The sequence below is a fragment of the Micromonospora sp. NPDC047620 genome (assembly GCF_043205005.1).
In the GTDB taxonomy this organism is placed as follows: Bacteria; Actinomycetota; Actinomycetes; order Mycobacteriales; family Micromonosporaceae; genus Micromonospora.
This window is the reverse complement of sequence record NZ_JBIDDG010000008.1, coordinates 233,085-250,180: the sequence shown is the minus strand read 5'-3', so window position 1 is coordinate 250,180 and position 17,096 is coordinate 233,085. Positions and strand designations below refer to the sequence as shown.

Annotated in this window: 12 protein-coding genes; 3 read left to right on the top strand and 9 right to left on the bottom strand. The window is 74.7% G+C overall.

Features of this window, described 5'->3' with window-relative positions; translation table 11 throughout:
• Positions 1-22: 22 nt before the first annotated feature.
• Positions 23-1,558: a multicopper oxidase family protein gene (locus ACGF5C_RS12485; RefSeq protein WP_393300371.1), complete on the bottom strand. Its 1,536-nt coding sequence runs from the start codon at positions 1,556-1,558 to the stop codon at positions 23-25.
• A 210-nt stretch (positions 1,559-1,768) separates the two neighbouring features.
• The gene (locus ACGF5C_RS12480) at positions 1,769-4,033 is read right to left on the bottom strand and encodes a hypothetical protein (protein WP_393300368.1); all 2,265 of its coding nucleotides are present in this window, start codon (positions 4,031-4,033) and stop codon (positions 1,769-1,771) included.
• Between the two features lie 183 nt (positions 4,034-4,216).
• Here ACGF5C_RS12480 and ACGF5C_RS12475 point away from each other — a divergent pair, with 183 nt between their 5' ends.
• A complete protein-coding gene (locus ACGF5C_RS12475; protein ID WP_393300365.1) occupies positions 4,217-6,139 on the top strand; it encodes a hypothetical protein in 1,923 nt (640 codons plus the stop codon).
• A 69-nt stretch (positions 6,140-6,208) separates the two neighbouring features.
• Here the strand turns inward: ACGF5C_RS12475 and ACGF5C_RS12470 are convergent, their stop codons facing one another.
• Positions 6,209-8,245: a hypothetical protein gene (locus ACGF5C_RS12470; RefSeq protein ID WP_393300362.1), complete on the bottom strand. Its 2,037-nt coding sequence runs from the start codon at positions 8,243-8,245 to the stop codon at positions 6,209-6,211.
• A gap of 356 nt (positions 8,246-8,601) precedes the next feature.
• Between ACGF5C_RS12470 and ACGF5C_RS12465 the strand changes: the two genes are divergently transcribed.
• Entirely contained in the window at positions 8,602-10,173 is a 1,572-nt protein-coding gene (locus ACGF5C_RS12465; RefSeq protein ID WP_393300359.1) for an LLM class flavin-dependent oxidoreductase, read from the top strand.
• Between the two features lie 145 nt (positions 10,174-10,318).
• Entirely contained in the window at positions 10,319-10,747 is a 429-nt protein-coding gene (locus ACGF5C_RS12460) for an archease (RefSeq protein WP_393300356.1), read from the top strand.
• Between the two features lie 9 nt (positions 10,748-10,756).
• Here the strand turns inward: ACGF5C_RS12460 and ACGF5C_RS12455 are convergent, their stop codons facing one another.
• The 6 genes from ACGF5C_RS12455 to ACGF5C_RS12430 form a co-directional block, all read right to left on the bottom strand.
• Positions 10,757-12,175 carry an RtcB family protein gene (locus ACGF5C_RS12455; RefSeq protein WP_393300353.1) on the bottom strand — a complete coding sequence of 473 codons (1,419 nt, stop codon included), beginning with the start codon at positions 12,173-12,175 and terminating at the stop codon, positions 10,757-10,759.
• A gap of 28 nt (positions 12,176-12,203) precedes the next feature.
• The gene (locus ACGF5C_RS12450) at positions 12,204-12,830 is read right to left on the bottom strand and encodes a GNAT family N-acetyltransferase (RefSeq protein WP_393300350.1); all 627 of its coding nucleotides are present in this window, start codon (positions 12,828-12,830) and stop codon (positions 12,204-12,206) included.
• A gap of 100 nt (positions 12,831-12,930) precedes the next feature.
• Positions 12,931-13,800, bottom strand: coding sequence for a carbohydrate ABC transporter permease (locus ACGF5C_RS12445; protein ID WP_393300479.1), 870 nt, complete (start codon positions 13,798-13,800; stop codon positions 12,931-12,933).
• 38 nt (positions 13,801-13,838) lie between these two features.
• A complete protein-coding gene (locus tag ACGF5C_RS12440) occupies positions 13,839-14,876 on the bottom strand; it encodes an ABC transporter ATP-binding protein (protein WP_393300347.1) in 1,038 nt (345 codons plus the stop codon).
• A complete protein-coding gene (locus tag ACGF5C_RS12435; protein WP_393300343.1) occupies positions 14,873-16,195 on the bottom strand; it encodes an ABC transporter substrate-binding protein in 1,323 nt (440 codons plus the stop codon). Before ACGF5C_RS12435 ends, ACGF5C_RS12440 begins: the two co-directional genes overlap by 4 nt.
• A gap of 26 nt (positions 16,196-16,221) precedes the next feature.
• A complete protein-coding gene (locus ACGF5C_RS12430; protein WP_393300340.1) occupies positions 16,222-17,076 on the bottom strand; it encodes a carbohydrate ABC transporter permease in 855 nt (284 codons plus the stop codon).
• Positions 17,077-17,096 lie beyond the last annotated feature (20 nt).

The following is a 17,096-nucleotide window of genomic DNA, read 5'->3' as shown; positions in this document are numbered from 1 at the left end:
TTAACCAGCGGGTGCGACAGACTCAGTCGTGCCCGGCGTGGGTGCCGGGCCGGGGTGGGATGCCGGCGCGCTGGCCCGGTTCCACCACCACGAACTGGCCCATCATGCCGGCGTCCTCGTGGTAGAGCAGGTGGCAGTGGAACATGTACGGCACGTCCGGGTCAGTGTGGTCGGTGAAGCGCAGGACCAGCCGGACGGGCCGCTGGGGCGCGAGGTAGACGGTGTCCTTCCAGCCACCCAGCGCGGGCGGCGGGGCCTGACCGCCGACCGACAGCACCTGGAACTGCACGTCGTGCACGTGGAAGTTGTGCGGGGCGCCGTCCTGGTTGACCACCTCCCAGACCTCGGTGGCGTCCTTCGTCGCGACGAAGTCGATCCGGTCCATCTCCATCGAGCGGCCGTTGATGCCGCGGCCTGTGAGGGTGAACCGGCGGGTCTCGCCAACGGACGCGGGGTCCAGCCGGTCGACCGGGACCAGCGTGTCGGGCACCGGCGGCGACGCCGCGAGGGTGCCGGCCGCGCGCAGTTGCAGCACGTCGAAGCGGTCCGCGCCGCCGGCGAACCGGTCGGCCAGCGCGCCGGCGCCGAGGTCGGGCGGGGTGCTGCGCAGGGTCACCCGCTCCCCCGGGCGGACGTCCACCACGATCTCGGCCCGCTCGCCCGGGGAGAGCTGCACCCGGTTCACCCGGGCGGTGCGCGGCAGCAGCCCGCCGTCGCTGCCGATGAGCGCGAACGGCCGGTCGTCGGCCAGGCCGAAGTCGTACGTGCGGGCGGTGGAGGCGTTGAGTAGGCGCAGCCGGACGCGTTCGGTGGTCACGTCCAGGTACGGCCCGACGGTGCCGTTGACCAGCAGGGTGTCGCCGAGCACCCCGATGCCCGCGATCACGTTGCGGGTCTTCCTGAACTCGCCGCTGCGGGAGAAGTTGCGGTCCTGCACGATCACCGGGACGTCGTCCACGCCGTAGCGGCGCGGCAGCGGCAGGGCTGCCTCCCGGTCGTCGTCGAGGATGAACATGCCGGCGAGTCCGCGGTAGACGTGCTCCTCGGTCGCGCCGTGCGGGTGCGGGTGGTACCAGAGGGTGGCGGCCGGCTGGTCGACCGTCCACGTCGGCGACCAGGTGGCCCCGGGCCGGATCGGCTGGTGCGGGCCGCCGTCCATCCGGGCCGGCAGGTGCATGCCGTGCCAGTGCACGCTGGTCTCCTCGGCGAGCCGGTTCACCACGTTCACCACCACCCGCTCGCCGCGCTTGGCGCGCAGGGTCGGCCCGAGGAAGTCGCCGTCGAAGCCGGCGGTGCGGGTCAACCGGCCGTCACCGCGGAAGTCACGCCGGCCGGGGCGGGCGAGCAGGTCGAACACCCGCCGCCCCTGGCCGTCGACCCGCGAGGTCGCCAGCGGCGGTACGGCCAGCGGGCGGACGAAGTCGACCTGCCCGACCGTGTCGGTGCCGCCGCGCGCCAGGGCCCAGCCGCCCACGGCCGCCCCGCCGCAGCAGAGCACGAGCACCACGGCGAGCACGCCGATGAGGACGCGGCCCCGGGATCGTCGTCGGGTCGACACGGCGGCACCTCCAGTAGATTGGGCACCTGTAGCGTGCCTTCCTATCGGGGTGCCGGCCAGTGGCTACGGCGGATCTCCGGGGCGGCTCCGGGACTTCCCCGACCGCCACGGCGGGGCCACGCGGCGGCCCGTCGGGGTCGAGCACGGCGGGGCCCGGACGGCGTCGCCCGGGCCCCGCCCACGGCGCCCGCAGGACGCCGCGTAGACCGCCTAGCGGCCGACGGAAGAGGCGGCGGCCGCCGCCACGATGGCGTCCTGTTCGGCGTCGTCCAGCACGCCGGCTCCCACGAGCCCGTCGGTGACCGAGGCGACGTGCGCGACGAACGCGCCGTGGCTGCCCCAGTCGGCCTCGTCGCGGATCAGGTCGTTGACCGTGCACCCGCCGTCGGCGTACCGGTTCGGCACGGCGGCCGCGTCGCCCGCGTACACCTGACGGCGCAGGTCGGAGCGCGGGCAGGCGTCCGCCTCGGGCACGTACCGCAGCAGGTGCGAGCCGTACTGGACCGCCCGGTTGGGCGCCTTGACCCCGTTGCGGAACCACAGGTTGCCCTGGCCGTCCTGGGTCAGCCGGTAGGTCTCGGCGTCCCGGATCACCCGCACCGCCTTCGACAGCGGGTCGATCTTCAGCAGGTAGCCGTCGAGCGAGGCGTAGACGTGCTCGTCGGCGGCGCTGACGACCAGTTCGTCGGCCACCCCGGAGTAGCCGCCGGGCACGTCGACGCGGTGCGTCACCGCGCCGGTCGCCGGGTCGAGCACGAACACCTCGCCGTCGGCGAGTCCCCAGATCATGCCGTCCGGCCCGGCGACGACCGAGGTGATCGCGTCGGCGCCCGGCACCGGGGTGTACTCGGCCGTCTTCTCGCCGGTCACCAGGTCGGCGGTGAACAGCTTCGCCTCCGTGGCGCGCGGCACGGTGCCCCCGCCGCCGCTGATCGTCGTGCCGGCCCAGAGCCGGTCGCCGACCACGGCCAGGCTGATCACGCCCTGGTCGGCGACGATGTCCCGGCGGGTGGTGCGGGCGCCGGTCGCGGTGTCGTACACGGTCAGCGCGCCGCCCCAGAGGCCGTAGTCGGGCGTGCTGCCGACGTAGACCCGGCTGCCGGCGGAGGCGAAGGCGATCGGGCGGTTCTGGCCCTCGGGTTGCAGCCGGAACAGCTCGCGCGGGTTGGTGCCGAGGCGGTACGGCTGGGTCGGGTCGTAGACGAGCACCCCGCCGTACGGGTAGACGCCCTGGTACATCTTCCCGTCGTGCCAGCCGAAGCCGTCGGCCTGCCCGAGCCGGCCCACGTTCGTCGCGGCGCCGGTCGCCGGGTCGAGCACGGCGAGGTTGCCGTTGATGTAGAGGTTCGTCCAGATCCGGCCGTCCGGGCCTGCGGTGATGTTGTTGATGTCCAGCGCCTGCGGCGGGAACGGCAGCCGGTAGCGCTCGCTGGTGCCGGTCGCCGGGTCGTACCGCAGTGCCTGCCCGGCGTAGTTGCCGACGACGGCGTAGAGCTGGCCGTCGAGGAAGCCGAAGCCGATGCCCGCCCCGTCGCTGCGCACCGGCGCGCCCGCGCCGTCGCGCACCGGCCCGGCGGTGTCGGTCGGCAGGTCGTAGCGCCAGAGGTCGGTGCCGGAGGTGAAGTAGACCGACCGGCCGTCGGGGGCGAGCGGCGAGGTGCCCCGGGAGCCCATGGTGAAGCCGTCGGCCAGGACGGCGCCGGTGTCCGGGTCGAGGACGAGCGCCTGGAGCTTGCTGCGCTTGACGAAGAGCCTCCCGCCGACCAGGTTGATGTCGTACGGGTGGTTCGGGTCGCCGCGCAGCGCCTCCGGCCAGATGTCCCGCTTCTCCCCCGTGGTCAGGTCGAGGCGGATCAGGTGGCCACCCGTGCCGACCGCCGCCCACAGCACGTTGCGCGCCGCGTCGACCGCGACGTCGATCACGTACTGCTCGCCGGGGTACATCCGGCCGTGGTCGCGGAACCCCTCGCCCGGAGCGTAGGAGAAGACGTGCGCCCCGGGGTAGGTGCCGCCGTAGACCCGGCCGTCGGCGCCGGGGCGCAGGCCGTAGAGGACGGTCTGCCCCGGCACGGGTGCGCCGAGGTCGACGGTGGCCCGGGTGTCCGGGTCGTACGAGTAGAGGTGGGCGTTGGGGTAGCTGCCCGCGTAGACGGTGCCGTCGCCGGCCTGGGTGATGCCCCAGGCGCCGGAGGAGTCGGGCAGGTAGGCGGTGTCGAGCAGTTCCCGGGTCACCGGGTCGGCCACGCTGAGCACCCCGGGCGAGCCCATCTGGACCCCGTAGACGACGGGCCGGCCGGCGGCGCCGGTGCCGTAGTGGCCCTCGAAGACGGTGAGGGCGGTCTGCTGGACCCCGAAGTCGGTGACCGCGCCGGGCGTGGGGGCGGCCGGCGCGGCCGTGGCGGGGGCGGCGGGCAGCAGGGCGGCGGCGAGCGCCAGGACGACGGCGGGCACAAGGGGACGACGTAACGGCGACACGACGCGACCTCCACGTTCGACGATGCCGGCACCCTATTACGGTGGCGTCCGGAACTCTAGAGGTACCGATGAATGCTCGCGCCCACACGGTGCGGATTCCGCGACGAGGGCTCGACACGGCGCGATCAGCGTGGTGGGCTGTGACGGTTAGAGCCCGGACCGAAACCTGAGACTCTGGAGGTCGTGTTGCGACGTACCGCGCTCACCGCGGCCCTGCTGCTGGCCGCCGCCACCCTGGCGGTACCGGCGGGGCCCGCCCACGCCGAGGCACCCCCGCCCGGCGCCGTCACCGACCTCGGGCCCGCCTCCGAGGTCACCTCGGTCAACGGCTCCGAGCTGATCGACGGGACGATCTACACGGCGACCGGCGGCGTGAACCCGGTCGTGGTGGGCGGCTACGACCTGGCCGCGCAGACGGTCGACCAGCGCTACGAGCTGCCGACCGGCGGCGGTGCCTGGGCCACCACCTCGGTCGGCACCGACCTGTACGTCGGCACCTACGAGCCGGGCGACCTGTACCGGGTGGACACCACCGGCACCGGGGTAACCAAGGTCGCCGACGTCTCCCCCGACCGGTACATCTGGGCCCTGGACACCGCGCCCGACGGCGTCGTCTACGGCGGCACCTACCCCGGCGGGCGGGTCTTCTCCTACGACCCCGCCACCGGCGCCACCCGGGACTACGGCGTCGCGGTGCCCGGCGAGCAGTACGTGCGCAGCATCGCCGTCGACGCGACGACCATCTACGCCGGCGTCGGGGCGCACGCCCACCTGATCGCGATCGACCGGGCCACCGGCGCGAAGCGGGAACTCCTGCCGCCCGAGTTCGCCGACCGCACCTTCGTCGGCACCCTCGCCCTGGAGAACGGCCTCCTCGCCGCGGCCCTCTCCCCCACCGGCACCATGCTGCTGATCGACACCGCGAACCCGTCGAGGTACGAGGTGGTGCAGACGCCGGACAGCTTCATCACCGCCATCGCCGTCGACCCGGCGCGCAACGACGTCTACCTCGGCACCCGCCCCTCCGGCACACTGCGCAAGTACGACCGGGACACCGGGCAGCTCAGCACCCTCGCCGTGCCCTACGACGGCGCCTCCTTCGGCCGGATCTTCGTCACCGGCGACCAGCTGCGCGGCGTCGTCACCAACACCGTGGTCACCTACGACCTGAACACCGGCGAGCTGACCGGCGTCGACCTCACCCAGGCCGGCATGCCGCCGGCGCCGGAACTGGCCATGGCGATCGCCACCGACGGCCCCCGGGTGTATGTCTCCGGCAAGGCCGGCGTGCAGGTGCACGACCTGGCGGCGGGCACCTCCACCCGGCGGTTCCTGCCCGGCGAGGCCAAGGCCATGACGCCCGTCGCGGGCGAGATCTGGATGTCGGTCTACACGCTGGCGTACCTCTTCCGGATGGCGCCCGACGGCGACCCGCGCCGGGTCGCCGCGATCGGCGCGGAACAGACCCGGCCGCTCGACGCCACCTGGTCCCCCGCCGACAGCCTGCTGGTCGTCGGCACCGAACCGGACTACGGCCGGTACGGCGGCGCGGTCAGCCTCTACGATCCCCGCACCGGTGCACTGGACGTGCACCGCGACGTCATCGCCGACCAGTCGATCCGGTCGGTGGCGGTGAAGCACGGCACCGCCTTCCTCGGCAGCAGCGTCAACGGCGGCTTCGGCACCACCCCGCGCGCCACCGAGGCCCGGCTCGCCGGCTTCGACCTCGCGAGCCGGACGAAGACCTGGGAGATCACCCCGGTCCCCGGCGCGAAGCAGATCGTCGACCTCGCGGTTACCGGCGACCGGATCATCGGCCTCACCGAGACCGGCGTGCTCTTCGCCGTCGACCAGCGCACCCGCCAGGTCGTGTCGACGACCACCGTCGCCTCCGGTCAGAGCACCCTCGTGCAGGTCGGCGCGACGATCTACGGCACCAACGGCAAGGACGTGTGGCAGCTCGACCCGGCGACGATGACGGTCACCCCGTTCGTCACCGGCCTGAACGCGCAGTGGTACGGCGGCGGGGCGCTGCTCACCGCCGCCCCGGACGGCTCGGCGCTCTACGCGCTGCGCGGCCGCAACCTGGTCCGCATCCAGCTCTAGGCACCGGCACGACCGGCGGCGGGCCGGCGATCTCCTTCGATCGCCGGCCCGCCGTCCGCGTCCGGCGGGTCAGCCCGTCACGGTGACCCGGTGCAGGTGCTCGCCGGCCCCGACGAAGAGCCGCCCGTCCGGGTGTACGGCGAGGAACTCCGTCGGCTGGTCCAGCAGTTGCCGCGTCGCGCCGGTGGCCAGGTCCACCTGGACCAGCAGCCGCCCGCGGACCAGCGCGTACAACAGGTGGCGCGGGGCGTCGTAGCCGAGCTTGGCGCGGCTGTCGGCGACCCCCGGGGCGAGCTGGATGCGCTGGGTGACCGAGCGGGTGGCCAGGTCGACGGCGAAGAGCTGACCGCCGGCCAGCCCCCACAGCAGGCCGCTGCGGTCCACCGTCAGGGCGGGGATCGCCGTCGCGCCCGGCACCGGGACGAACTGGAACGCCTCGCTGTCGGTGGCGACGTCCCAGCCGAACAGTCGCGCCTCGGTCTGGGTGGGCGCAGGGACGCTGTACCCGCCGGAGATCGAGGTGCCGCCCACGATCAGGCCGTTGACATGGGCGAGGCTGACGATCGACTGGTCGGCCACGACCGGCCGGTGCACGCGCGCCGCGCCGGTGGCCTTGTCCACGACGGCCAACGCCCCACCGAGGGTGGTGTTGGGCATGGTGCCGTAGGCCACCGCGTCCCCGGCGTCGGTCAGCGCCCGTGCCCGCACCTGGTCGGCGGCCTTCAGGTCGAGCAGCTTCGCCGGGTTGTCCGCGCTGCCCGGCAGGCCCGGCGAGTACTCGGGGCTGCTCCACGGCTTCGCCGGGTCGTACCGGTAGAGCCGCGAGTCCGGGTACGCCCCCAGCCAGACCTGGCCGCCGGTCTCCAGCACGCTCTCCACCTGGGCGAAGCGCTGGAACGTCGACACCCCGGTGTCGGGGTCGACGCGGGCGAGGCCGCCGTTGAGGTAGCCGCCGACCCAGACCGTGCCGGAGGCGCCGACGTGCAGCGCGGCGATCGGGATGGGCTCGCCGGGCACGTCGGTCTGCACCACGTCGGCGCGGCCGGTGACCGGGTTCCAGCGGAACATGTCGCCCCGCCAGAGCAGCCCGACGAGCGTGCGGCCCGGCCAGTCCCGGTCGGCGAGGGTGACCCAGCCGATGCCCCGGTTGTTGACCACTCGACCCGGGAAGACCAGCGGGGTGTCGGTGAACGTCCCGGTGTCCGGGTGGTAGCCGGTGAGCCGGCCGGCGCGGGTGAGGTAGACCAGGCCGCCGGGGCCGGGCGCGGAGACGTCCAGCCCGGCCACGTTGTCGATCAGGTCGGTCCACCGCCCCTGGGCGATGTCGTACACGCCGAGCCGGCCGTTGATGGCGGAGCCGAACCGGGCGTACACCCGCCCGTCGTGGGCGTTCAGGTCGTACACCGTCTGGCCGGTGCCGGCGCCGAGCCCGTCGGGCAGGGGCAGCTCCCGGATCTCGCCGCTGACCTTGTCGATCTCGAAGAGGTGGGCGTCCGGCTGGGTGCCGGCGTAGACCTTGTCGGCGGTGACGGCGAGGCTGCGGACGTACTGCGCGCCGGGGAGGACCTGGCCGTAGTCCCGGGTCGTTCCGGTGGCGGGGTCGTGGGCGAAGACCCGGGCGCCGGGGAAGGTGCCGCCGTACACGACGCCCGCGTCGTCCACGGCGATCCGCCAGATGTACGTCTCCGAGGGCAGCGGCCGGCCGAGGTTCTCGACGGGGCTGTCCGGGCCGGGCCGGCGGCGGTACAGGTCGCCGGTGCTGTACGCGCCGACGTAGACGGTGCCGTCGGGCGCGGCGGCCACCGCGTACGAGCCGGGTGCGCCGGTGAGCTCCTGGTCGGAGACCGTCCGGCCGGTCGCCGGGTCGATGGCGGCGAGCCGGGCCGGCTCGCCGGAGACGGCGGACCAGAGCACCGGCCTGCCGTCCGGGCCGGGTGCGACGGTCCCGCCGATGAGCAGGACGTCGCGCAGCGGGATGCCGAAGGGGTCGACGGTCACCCCGGCGGCCGGCTCGGCCGACGCGGGCGACGCGGGCCAGGCGGCGGGGACGGCCGGTGCCACCGCGAGGGCGGCGGCGTAGCGGATCAACGTGCGGCGGTTCGTCATGGGCGCCTGCTCCTCTTCCCGCGACCGCCGGAGGCACCGGCGGTCGAGCCGTAACGGTCGGATCCGGAATTGCAGCGGAAGCACCCGGGCGATTGACTTCCTCCCCCGGGACTCCGGGACCGACCCGTCGCGCGACGAGCACGGGCTCGGGGAGGGGCACATAACGGTCCGGTCCGTAAGGACCATAGGGGGCCTATCTACCGGCGTCAACGCCCCGCCGCGGGGCAGCCCTCCGCCGGGCCACCGGGGCCCGCCCCGCCCCTCGGGATCGTCGGTCGGGGGCGGCCGACGTCCGCGCCCGGCATACCATCTGCCCTGCGGCTCGGCGCAGCCGCGGGACAGGGGGAGAGGCCGACATGGGCGACTACGGGCACCCGTTGACCTTCGGGTCGTTCCTGACGCCCGGCAACGCCGACCCGGGCCGGGTGGTGGGCCTCGCCGTGCTGGCCGAGCAGGTCGGGTTCGACCTGGTCACCTTCCAGGACCACCCGTACCAGCCGGCGTTCCTGGACACGTGGACGCTGATGAGCTTCGTGGCGGCCCGGACCAGCAGCGTCCGGCTGGCCGCGAACGTGACGAACCTGCCGCTGCGCCCGCCGGCCGTCCTGGCCCGCAGCGTGGCGAGCCTCGACCTGCTCTCCGGCGGCCGGGTCGAGCTGGGCCTGGGCGCCGGCGCGTTCTGGGAGGCCATCGAGGCGATGGGCGGGCGTCGGCTCTCCCCCGGGCAGGGCGTGCGGGCCCTGGAGGAGGCGATCGAGGTCATCCGCCAGGTCTGGGACGTCGACGCGCGCGGCGGCGTCCGCGTCGACGGCGAGTTCCACCGGGTGGTCGGCGCGAAGCGGGGCCCCGCGCCCGCCCACGACGTGGGCATCTGGCTCGGCGCGTACAAGCCGCGCATGCTGGCCCTGACCGGGCGCCGGGCCGACGGGTGGCTGCCGTCGCTGGGCTACCTCCAGCCCGGCGACCTCGCCCGGGGCAACACCGCCATCGACGAGGCGGCCCGGGAGGCGGGCCGGTCCCCCGGCGACGTCCGCCGGCTGCTCAACGTGACCGGCCGCTTCACCCCGGTCGGCCGCGGCCCGCTGCAGGGCCCGCCCGAGCAGTGGGCGGAGGAACTCGCCGACCTCGCGCTCGGCGACGGGGTCAGCACCTTCATCCTGGGCAGCGACGACCCCGAGGACCTGCGGCGCTTCGCCGCCGAGGTCGCCCCCGCCGTACGCGACCTCGTGGCCGCCGAGCGCACCGCCGCCACCGCGCCCGACACGGCGGGACCGGTGCCGGTGACCGCCCCGGCGGAGCCGCCGGGCGAGCGCCCGCCCGCCGGGGCGGGAGCCTTCGCGGTCGTGCCGACGCCGGACGACGGCGTCCGCCGCAGCGCGATCCGGGTCTGGGACGAGACCACCCGGCCGACCGGCCCCGCGCCGGACCCCGCCCGCACCTACACCCCGCACGACCAGGCCGGCGCGCAGCACCTCGTCGACGTGCACGACGGGCTGCGGGCCGAACTCGCCCGCCTCCACGACCTCGTCGAGCAGGTGGGCGCCGGGCTGCTCGACGCGGGCACGGCCCGCTCGCACATCAACACCATGACGATCCGGCAGAACAAGTGGACGCTGGGCACCTACTGCGAGTCGTACTGCCGGGTCGTCACCACCCACCACACCCTCGAGGACCGGGGGATCTTCCCGCACCTGCGCGCCGGCGACCCCCGCCTCGCGCCGGTGATCGACCGGCTGGAGCAGGAGCACCACGCCATCCACGACGTCCTGGAGCGGGTCGACCGCGCCCTCGTCGCGTTCGTCTCCGTCTCCGACGGGATGGCCGAGCTCCGCGCGGCCGTCGACCTGCTCAGCGACACGCTGCTGTCCCACCTCGCCTACGAGGAGCGCGAACTCGTCGAGCCCATCGCCCGCCTCGGCCTGCGCTGAGCCCGCCCCGGCCCGCGCTGAGCCCGTTTCGGCCCGCGCTGAGCCCGCCTCGACCTGCGCTGAGCCCGCCTCGACCTGCGCTGAGCCCGCCTCGGCCTGCGCGGACCCGCCCGCGCGCGGCGGGCCGGTGACGGATGATCGGGGCATGGAGCGACGACCCGAGCGCGGGCACCGCTGCGTGCCGCACACCGCCGACGTCCGCATCGAGGCGTGGGCGCCGACCCGGGAGGAGTGCGTGGCCGAGGCGGTCGCCGCGCAGGTCGGGACGTTCGTCGACCCCGCCGGGGCCCAGCCGGGCGGCGAGCGCGAGTTCCGTGCGCCGGCCGGCGACGACGAGGACCTGCTGGTGGCCGTACTCGACGAGGTGATCTTCCGGCTGGAGACGGAGGGCGAGCTGCCGCTGCACACCGACGTGGCAGACGACGGCGCCGGCGGCCTGGTGGTCCGCTGGCGCACGGCGGACACCGACGCCGTGGAACTCGTCGGCGCGGTGCCGAAGGCCGTCTCCCTGCACGAGCTGCGCTTCGGCCGCGACGGCGGGGGCTGGTCCTGCGCGGTGACCCTCGACGTGTGAGCCGCCGGCTCAGCCCTTCACCACGCCGAGCGGCACCAGCCGGGCCACCTTCCGGCACAGCCCGGCGCCCTCGGCCGCCGCCACCACCGCCGAGATGTCCTTGTACGCCGTCGGCATCTCCTCGGCCAGGCCGCGCCTGGACGCGCCGCGCACCGCGATGTCCTGCGCCTCCAGCTGGCCGCGCGGGTCGTGGCCGCGTTCGGCCTTCACGGCCTGCTTGCGGCTCTGCACCCGCCCGGCGCCGTGGCAGGTGGAGGCGAACGCGGGTGCCCCCGGCACGCCGGTGAGCACGTACGAGCCGGTGCCCATCGAGCCGGGGATCAGCACCGGCTGTCCCACGTCGCGGAGGTCGTCGGGCAGGTCGGCGTGGCCCGGGGGCAGCGCGCGGGTGGCACCCTTGCGGTGCACGCAGAGCGCGCGCCGCTCGCCGTCGACGTCGTGGTCCTCGATCTTGGCGAGGTTGTGCGAGATGTCGTAGACCAGGTCCAGCCGGCTGCCGGTCACCCGGGCGAAGACCTTCCGGGCGGCGTCGGTCAGCAGTTGCCGGTTCGCCCGCGCGTAGTTCGCGGCGGCGGCCATCGCGCCCAGGTAGGCACGGCCCTCGTGGGAGGAGACTGGGGCGCAGGCGAGCTGCCGGTCCGGCACGTGGATGTTGTGCCGGTCCATCACCTTCTCCATCGCGCGGACGTAGTCGGTGCAGATCTGGTGGCCCAGCCCCCGTGACCCGCAGTGGATCATCACGCAGACCTGGCCGGGACGCAGCCCGAAGGCGGTGGCGGCAATGTCGTCGTACACCTCCTCGACGGCCTGCACCTCGAGGAAGTGGTTGCCGGAGCCCAGGCTGCCGACCTGGCGCGCGCCGCGCTCGATCGCCCGCTCGCTGACCTGGGCCGGGTTGGCGTCGCCGACGGCGCCGTAGTCCTCGCAGCGGTGCAGGTCCCGCTCGACGCCGAAGCCGCGCTCGACCGCGTACCGGGAGCCGCCCCGCAGCACCGCGTCGAGTTCCGAGCGGGAGGACAGGTGCCACACCGCGCCCTTGCCCATCCCGCGCGGGGTGGCCTCACCCAGCCCGTCCATCAGCGCGTCGAGCCGGGGCCGCAGCCCGTCGCGGTCCAGGTCGGCGGCGAGCAGCCGGACCCCGCAGGAGATGTCGAAGCCCACCCCGCCGGGCGAGACGACGCCGCCGTGCGCGATGTCGGTGGCGGCCACCCCGCCGATCGGGAACCCGTAGCCCCAGTGCACGTCGGGCATGGCGTACGAGGCGTCCACGATGCCGGGCAGCGTGGCGACGTTCGCGACCTGCTCCAGCGACTTGTCCGCCCCGGCGTCGGGCAGCAACGACCGGGACGCGAAGACCACTCCCGGCACCCGCATCGGGTCGTGCCGGTCGATCCGGAAGCGGTACGGCGACTCTTCGACCAGCTCCATTCCCGGCGGCTACCCGGGCCAGCGCCCGTTACACCCGCGTCCCGGTGTCGGCCCGCCCGGCCGGCCGGCGCATCGCCCAGACGTGGGGACCGCCGTCGGGCACCTGGACCTGCCCGGTCACGGCGAAACCGAGCCGCTGGTAGAGCCGCACGTTCGGCTCCGACGAGGTCTCCAGCACCGCCGGCAGGCCGGCGCGGTCCGCCTCGGCCAGGCCGGGCCGCAGCACCCGGCCGCCCAGCCCCCGGCCCTGGTCGACCCGGCGCACGCCGACGGTGGCCAGCAGGAACGCCGGCTCGACCGACCGCAGCGAGGCACAGGCCGCGTCGGCGGCGCGCAGCGCCGCGTGCCGGTCGCCGGCCAACTCGGCGTTGCGCGCCGCGACGCCGGCCCAGACCTCGTCCGGCACCGGCCGGTCCGGGCGCAGCCACACGGCCACCGCCGCGGGCCGGCCGTCGGGGCCCACCGCTGCCCAGACGTCGCCGTAGGGCAGCCCGACCGCGTCGACCGTGCCGGCGAACATCGCCTCCAGCCGCTCCCGGTGCCGGTCGGCCGCCACCGTCCAGGCCATCCACGGGTAGCCGTCGAAGGCGTCGGCGAGCACCGCCGCCGCCCCGGCGGTCGACTCCGGCCCGATCCGGCGTACCTCGTACTCCATGCCGTCCTCCCCACGCTCCTGCACCCGGCTTGCGCAGTGCGCGATCATGTCACGGCGCCCGGGGCCGGCGCCTGGGAATTTCGGGGTCGCGCCGGGCTCCTCACACCCGGTAGAACGCGCGGTAGCGGCGGATGAGCCGCCACTGCACCAGCACCGCCGCCACGGTCAGCAGGATCATCACCAGGGTCGCCGCGGCGGCGTAACCGTAGCGCAGGTACTCGAAGCCGGTGCGGTAGACGAACAGCGACAGGTAGGTGGTGGCGTACGGGGGTGGGCCGCCGTCGGTGACCACGAACGCCGGCACGAACGTGAAGTGCAGGCTCTGGATGGCGTCGCGCACCGCCAGTAGCCCGAGCACCGGCGCCATCAGCGGCAGCGTGATCCGGCGGAACACGTCCCAGCCGGTGGCGTCCTCGATCGCGGCCATCTCGTAGACGTCGCGGGGCAGCGCGCGGCGGGCCGCCAGCAGCACCACGAACGTCTCCCCCATGGTGAACAGGCTCATCAGGATGATCGCGGCCCGGGCGTCGGTCGGGTCGGTGAGCCACTGCGGCGGGGTGCGGCCCAGCGCGGTCAGGCCGTTCTCCCCGCCGGTGCGCAGCAGTTGGTTGATCGGGCCGTAGAGCGGGTTGAGCAGCCACAGCCAGAGCAGCCCGTAGGCGATCTCCGGCACCGCCGTCGGCAGCACCGCCGCCGTGCGGGCGGGACCGACCCCGAGCGCCCGGCGGTGCAGCAGCAGCGCCAGGCCGAGCGCGAAGAGCACCCGCAGCGGTACGGCCACCAGCGCGAAGACCAGCGAGTTGGTCAGCGCCACCCGGAACACCGGGTCGTCGACCAGCGCGGCGAGGTTGGCCAGCCCCACCCAGCGCGGCGGGCGCAGCAGGTCGTACTCGGTGAAGGCCAGCCCCAGGGTGACCGCGGCGGGCAGCAGCACCAACCCGACCAGGCCCACCAGGTACGGCGCCAGCATCAGCGCCAACTGCCGGCGGGAGCGGCGGTCCGTCGTCGTCACGGGGCGTACCGGCGGCCGGAGGCGGCGTGGAAGACGTGCACGTCGGCCCAGCGCACCCCGACGCGTACCGCCGCGCCGCGCTCGGGCCGACGCGCGGCCGGCACCCGGGCGACGACCGGGTGCCCGCCGGCGAGGGTCAGGTACGCGTACGCGTCCTCGCCGACGACCTCGACCCGGTCGACGGTGGCGTCCGTGCCGTCGGTGGCGCCGAGGGTGACCGCCTCGGGCCGGAAGCCGATCTCCAGCTCCTCGGCGGCCCGGACCGGGGCGGTGCCCGACGGCACGAGCACCCCCTCGGCCGGGAGCAGGTTCATCGCCGGGGAGCCGACGAAACGGGCGACGAAGGTGCTGGCCGGGGCGCGCCAGATCTCGTCGGGCGTGCCGACCTGCTCGATCCGCCCGTCGCGCAGCACGGCGATGCGGTCGGCGAGCACCAGGGCCTCGGTCTGGTCGTGGGTGACGTGGACCATCGTGGCGCCCAGCCGGTCGTGCAGGGCGCGCAGCTCGGCACGCATCTCCACCCGCAGCGCCAGGTCGAGGTTGGACAGCGGCTCGTCGAGCAGGAACACGTCCGGCTCCCGCACCAGGGCGCGGGCCAGCGCCACCCGCTGCCGCTCCCCGCCGGAGAGCTGCCCGGGCCGCCGGTCCAGCAGGGCGGCGCAGCCGACGGTCTCGGCGGCCACGCGGGCCCGGTCCCGGGCGACCGCCCGGGGGGTGTCGCGCACCTCCAGGCCGAAGGCGATGTTCTCGGCGACGGTCAGGTGCGGGAAGAGCGCGTACGACTGGAAGACCATCGACACGTTGCGCCGGCCGGGACGGTCGGCGGTGACGTCCTGGCCGGCGATGCGGACCCGGCCGGCGGTGACCGGTTCCAGGCCGGCGACCACCCGCAGCACCGTCGACTTGCCGGCCCCCGACGGGCCGAGCACCACCAGCAGTTCCCCCCGGGCGACGGTCAGGTCCACCTCGTGCAGCACCGTCGACCCACGGTAGGCGGCGGAGACCCCCGCCAGGGCGAGGCCGGGGTCGCTCACCCGTGCTCGCCGCGGGCGAACAGGGGGCGGGTCTGCTGGTCGAGGTCGCGGATCACGTCGTCGAGCCGGTCACCCCGGTGCATGGCGTTCTCCAGGATGCCGTACGTGACGTCCTCGATCTCGGGCCAGGTGGAGACCGTGGGCAGCGCCCGGACGGTGGGGATGGCGTCGAGGAAGACCTTCGCGCTGCGCGGCGGCTGGGCCGGGCCGAGGAACGCCGGCGACTGCGACACTCCGATGTGGGACGGGACGGTGCGGCCGGTGGCGGCGACGATGCGCTGGCCCTCCTCGGCGATCGCGAACTCCAGGAACCGCCACGCGGCGTCCTTGCGCTTCGCGCCCCGGGTCATGCAGTACGCGTCGGAGTGCAGCACGCCGACCTGCTCCCGGTAGACGGGCAGCGGGGCGACGTCCCACTCGAAGCCGGTGATGGAGCGGAACGTGGTGGTGGAGCGGCGGGAGCTCATCAGCATGGCGAGCCGGCCGTTGGCGAACCGCGACTCGTCGTCCTCGGCCTCCACCTCCTCGTCGGTGGGCACCACCCCGTACGCCAGCCGCAGGTCGACCAGGTTCTTCAGCGCCTCCCGGGCGGGCGGGGTGTCCAGGGTCAGGCGGGTCGGCCTCGCCGGGTCGTCGACGAGTTGGCCACCGTTGGACCAGACGAACGGGGCGAGCCGGATGATGGACGGCTCGACGCCGAGGCCGTGCACGGCGGGGCGCAGCGCCGCGCCCTCGCTCTCGGTGGCCTTGACGACCACGCCACGGGAGTCGCGGGTCATCGCGGACGCGGTGGTGAGCAGGTCGTTCCAGGTCCAGCCGGCCTTCGGCTCGGGCACACCGTACTTCGCGAAGAGGGTGCGGTTGTAGTAGACGGCGAGGCTGGAGACGTTCTGCGGCAGGCAGAGCTGCCGGTCCTTCCACCGGAACGCGTTCCACGCCACCGGGTAGTAGTCGGCCGGGTCGACGGCGTCGGAGGCGGCGAGCCGGTCGTCCAGCGGCTCGATGACGTCCTTGGCGGCGAACTGGCCGTAGAAGCGGTAGTTCATCAGGAACAGGTCCGGCGGGGCGCCGCCGGCCACCGAGGTGGCCAGCCGGGCCAGCAGGTCCTTGCGGTCGCTGGCCTCGACGAGCTGCACGTCGGCGCCGGGGCGCGCCTTCTCGTACGCCTCGACGAGGGTGCGGTAGGCGGCGAGTTCCTCGGGCGCGCCGAAGACCAGCAGCCGCACCGGGCCGTCGTCGGACGACCCGGAGCCGGAGCCGCAGCCGGTGGCGGCCAGCACGGCGGCGAGCAGCAGGGCGAGCAGCGCCTTCGGTCTCATCGTCGGTTCTGTCTCCGGTCGCATCGTCAGTCTCGTCCCGTCGGGTCGTCGTGGTGGAGGAAGCGCCGCTGGGCGAGCACGAAGACGGCCAGCGCCGGCACCGTGGCCAGCACCGCGCCGGCCAGGAACACCGGGAAGTTCGTCGGGTCCAGCACCGACAGGGAGCGCAGCGCCAGGGGCAGGGTGAACAGGTCGCGGTCGTAGACGTAGACCAGCGGGTCGAGGAAGCTCGACCAGGTGAGCACGAAGGTGAGCGCGGTGAGGCCGGCCGTGACGGGGCGGACCAGCGGGAGGGCGACCCGCCACCAGGTGCGCATCGGCGAGAGGTCCTCCACCAGGCAGGCGTCGTAGAGGTCCGCCGGCAGCGCCCGGAAGGCCAGGTAGTAGACCAGGACGTAGAGCGGCGAGGTACCCAGCAACGCCGGGGCGATCAACGGCACCAGGGTGTCGGTCAGGCCGAGCATCCGGAAGATCGCGAACCGGGGCACCAGCAGCGCCGTGGCCGGCACCATCAGCGCGACCAGGGAGGCCGCCACGACGACGCCGGTGGTGCGCGGGGCGAGCCGGGCCAGCGCGAAGCCGGCCAGCGCGGCGACGAGCACGCTCAGCGGCACCGCGACGACCGCCACCAGGACCGAGTTGAGCGAGGCCCGCAGCAGCCCGCCCCACTCGACGGCCTGCTGGTAGCCGACGGTGGACACCGGCTCCGGCACCAGCCGCGGCGTGGGCGGCGGGGGCAGGCCGGGCTCGGTGAGCGAGCCGGAGATCAGCAGCAGCAGCGGCGGGACGAAGACGAGCAGGACGAACGCCGCGCCGAGGGTGCGCCAGGCCCGGCCGGCCGCCTCGGGCAGCGGTGAGGGGCCGCTCGCGCGGCCCCTCACCCGGTCGTTGCCGATGGTCG

What these genes read in the sequence shown, in the direction of transcription:
- ACGF5C_RS12450 (WP_393300350.1), bottom strand. Translation starts at nt 12,830, where the DNA reads ATGGAGTACGAGGTACGCCGGATCGGGCCGGAGTCGACCGCCGGGGCG.
- ACGF5C_RS12470 (WP_393300362.1), bottom strand. Translation starts at nt 8,245, where the DNA reads ATGACGAACCGCCGCACGTTGATCCGCTACGCCGCCGCCCTCGCGGTG.
- ACGF5C_RS12445 (WP_393300479.1), bottom strand. Translation starts at nt 13,800, where the DNA reads ATGCTGGCGCCGTACCTGGTGGGCCTGGTCGGGTTGGTGCTGCTGCCC.
- ACGF5C_RS12435 (WP_393300343.1), bottom strand. Translation starts at nt 16,195, where the DNA reads ATGAGACCGAAGGCGCTGCTCGCCCTGCTGCTCGCCGCCGTGCTGGCC.
- ACGF5C_RS12465 (WP_393300359.1), top strand. Translation starts at nt 8,602, where the DNA reads ATGGGCGACTACGGGCACCCGTTGACCTTCGGGTCGTTCCTGACGCCC.
- ACGF5C_RS12460 (WP_393300356.1), top strand. Translation starts at nt 10,319, where the DNA reads ATGGAGCGACGACCCGAGCGCGGGCACCGCTGCGTGCCGCACACCGCC.
- ACGF5C_RS12455 (WP_393300353.1), bottom strand. Translation starts at nt 12,175, where the DNA reads ATGGAGCTGGTCGAAGAGTCGCCGTACCGCTTCCGGATCGACCGGCAC.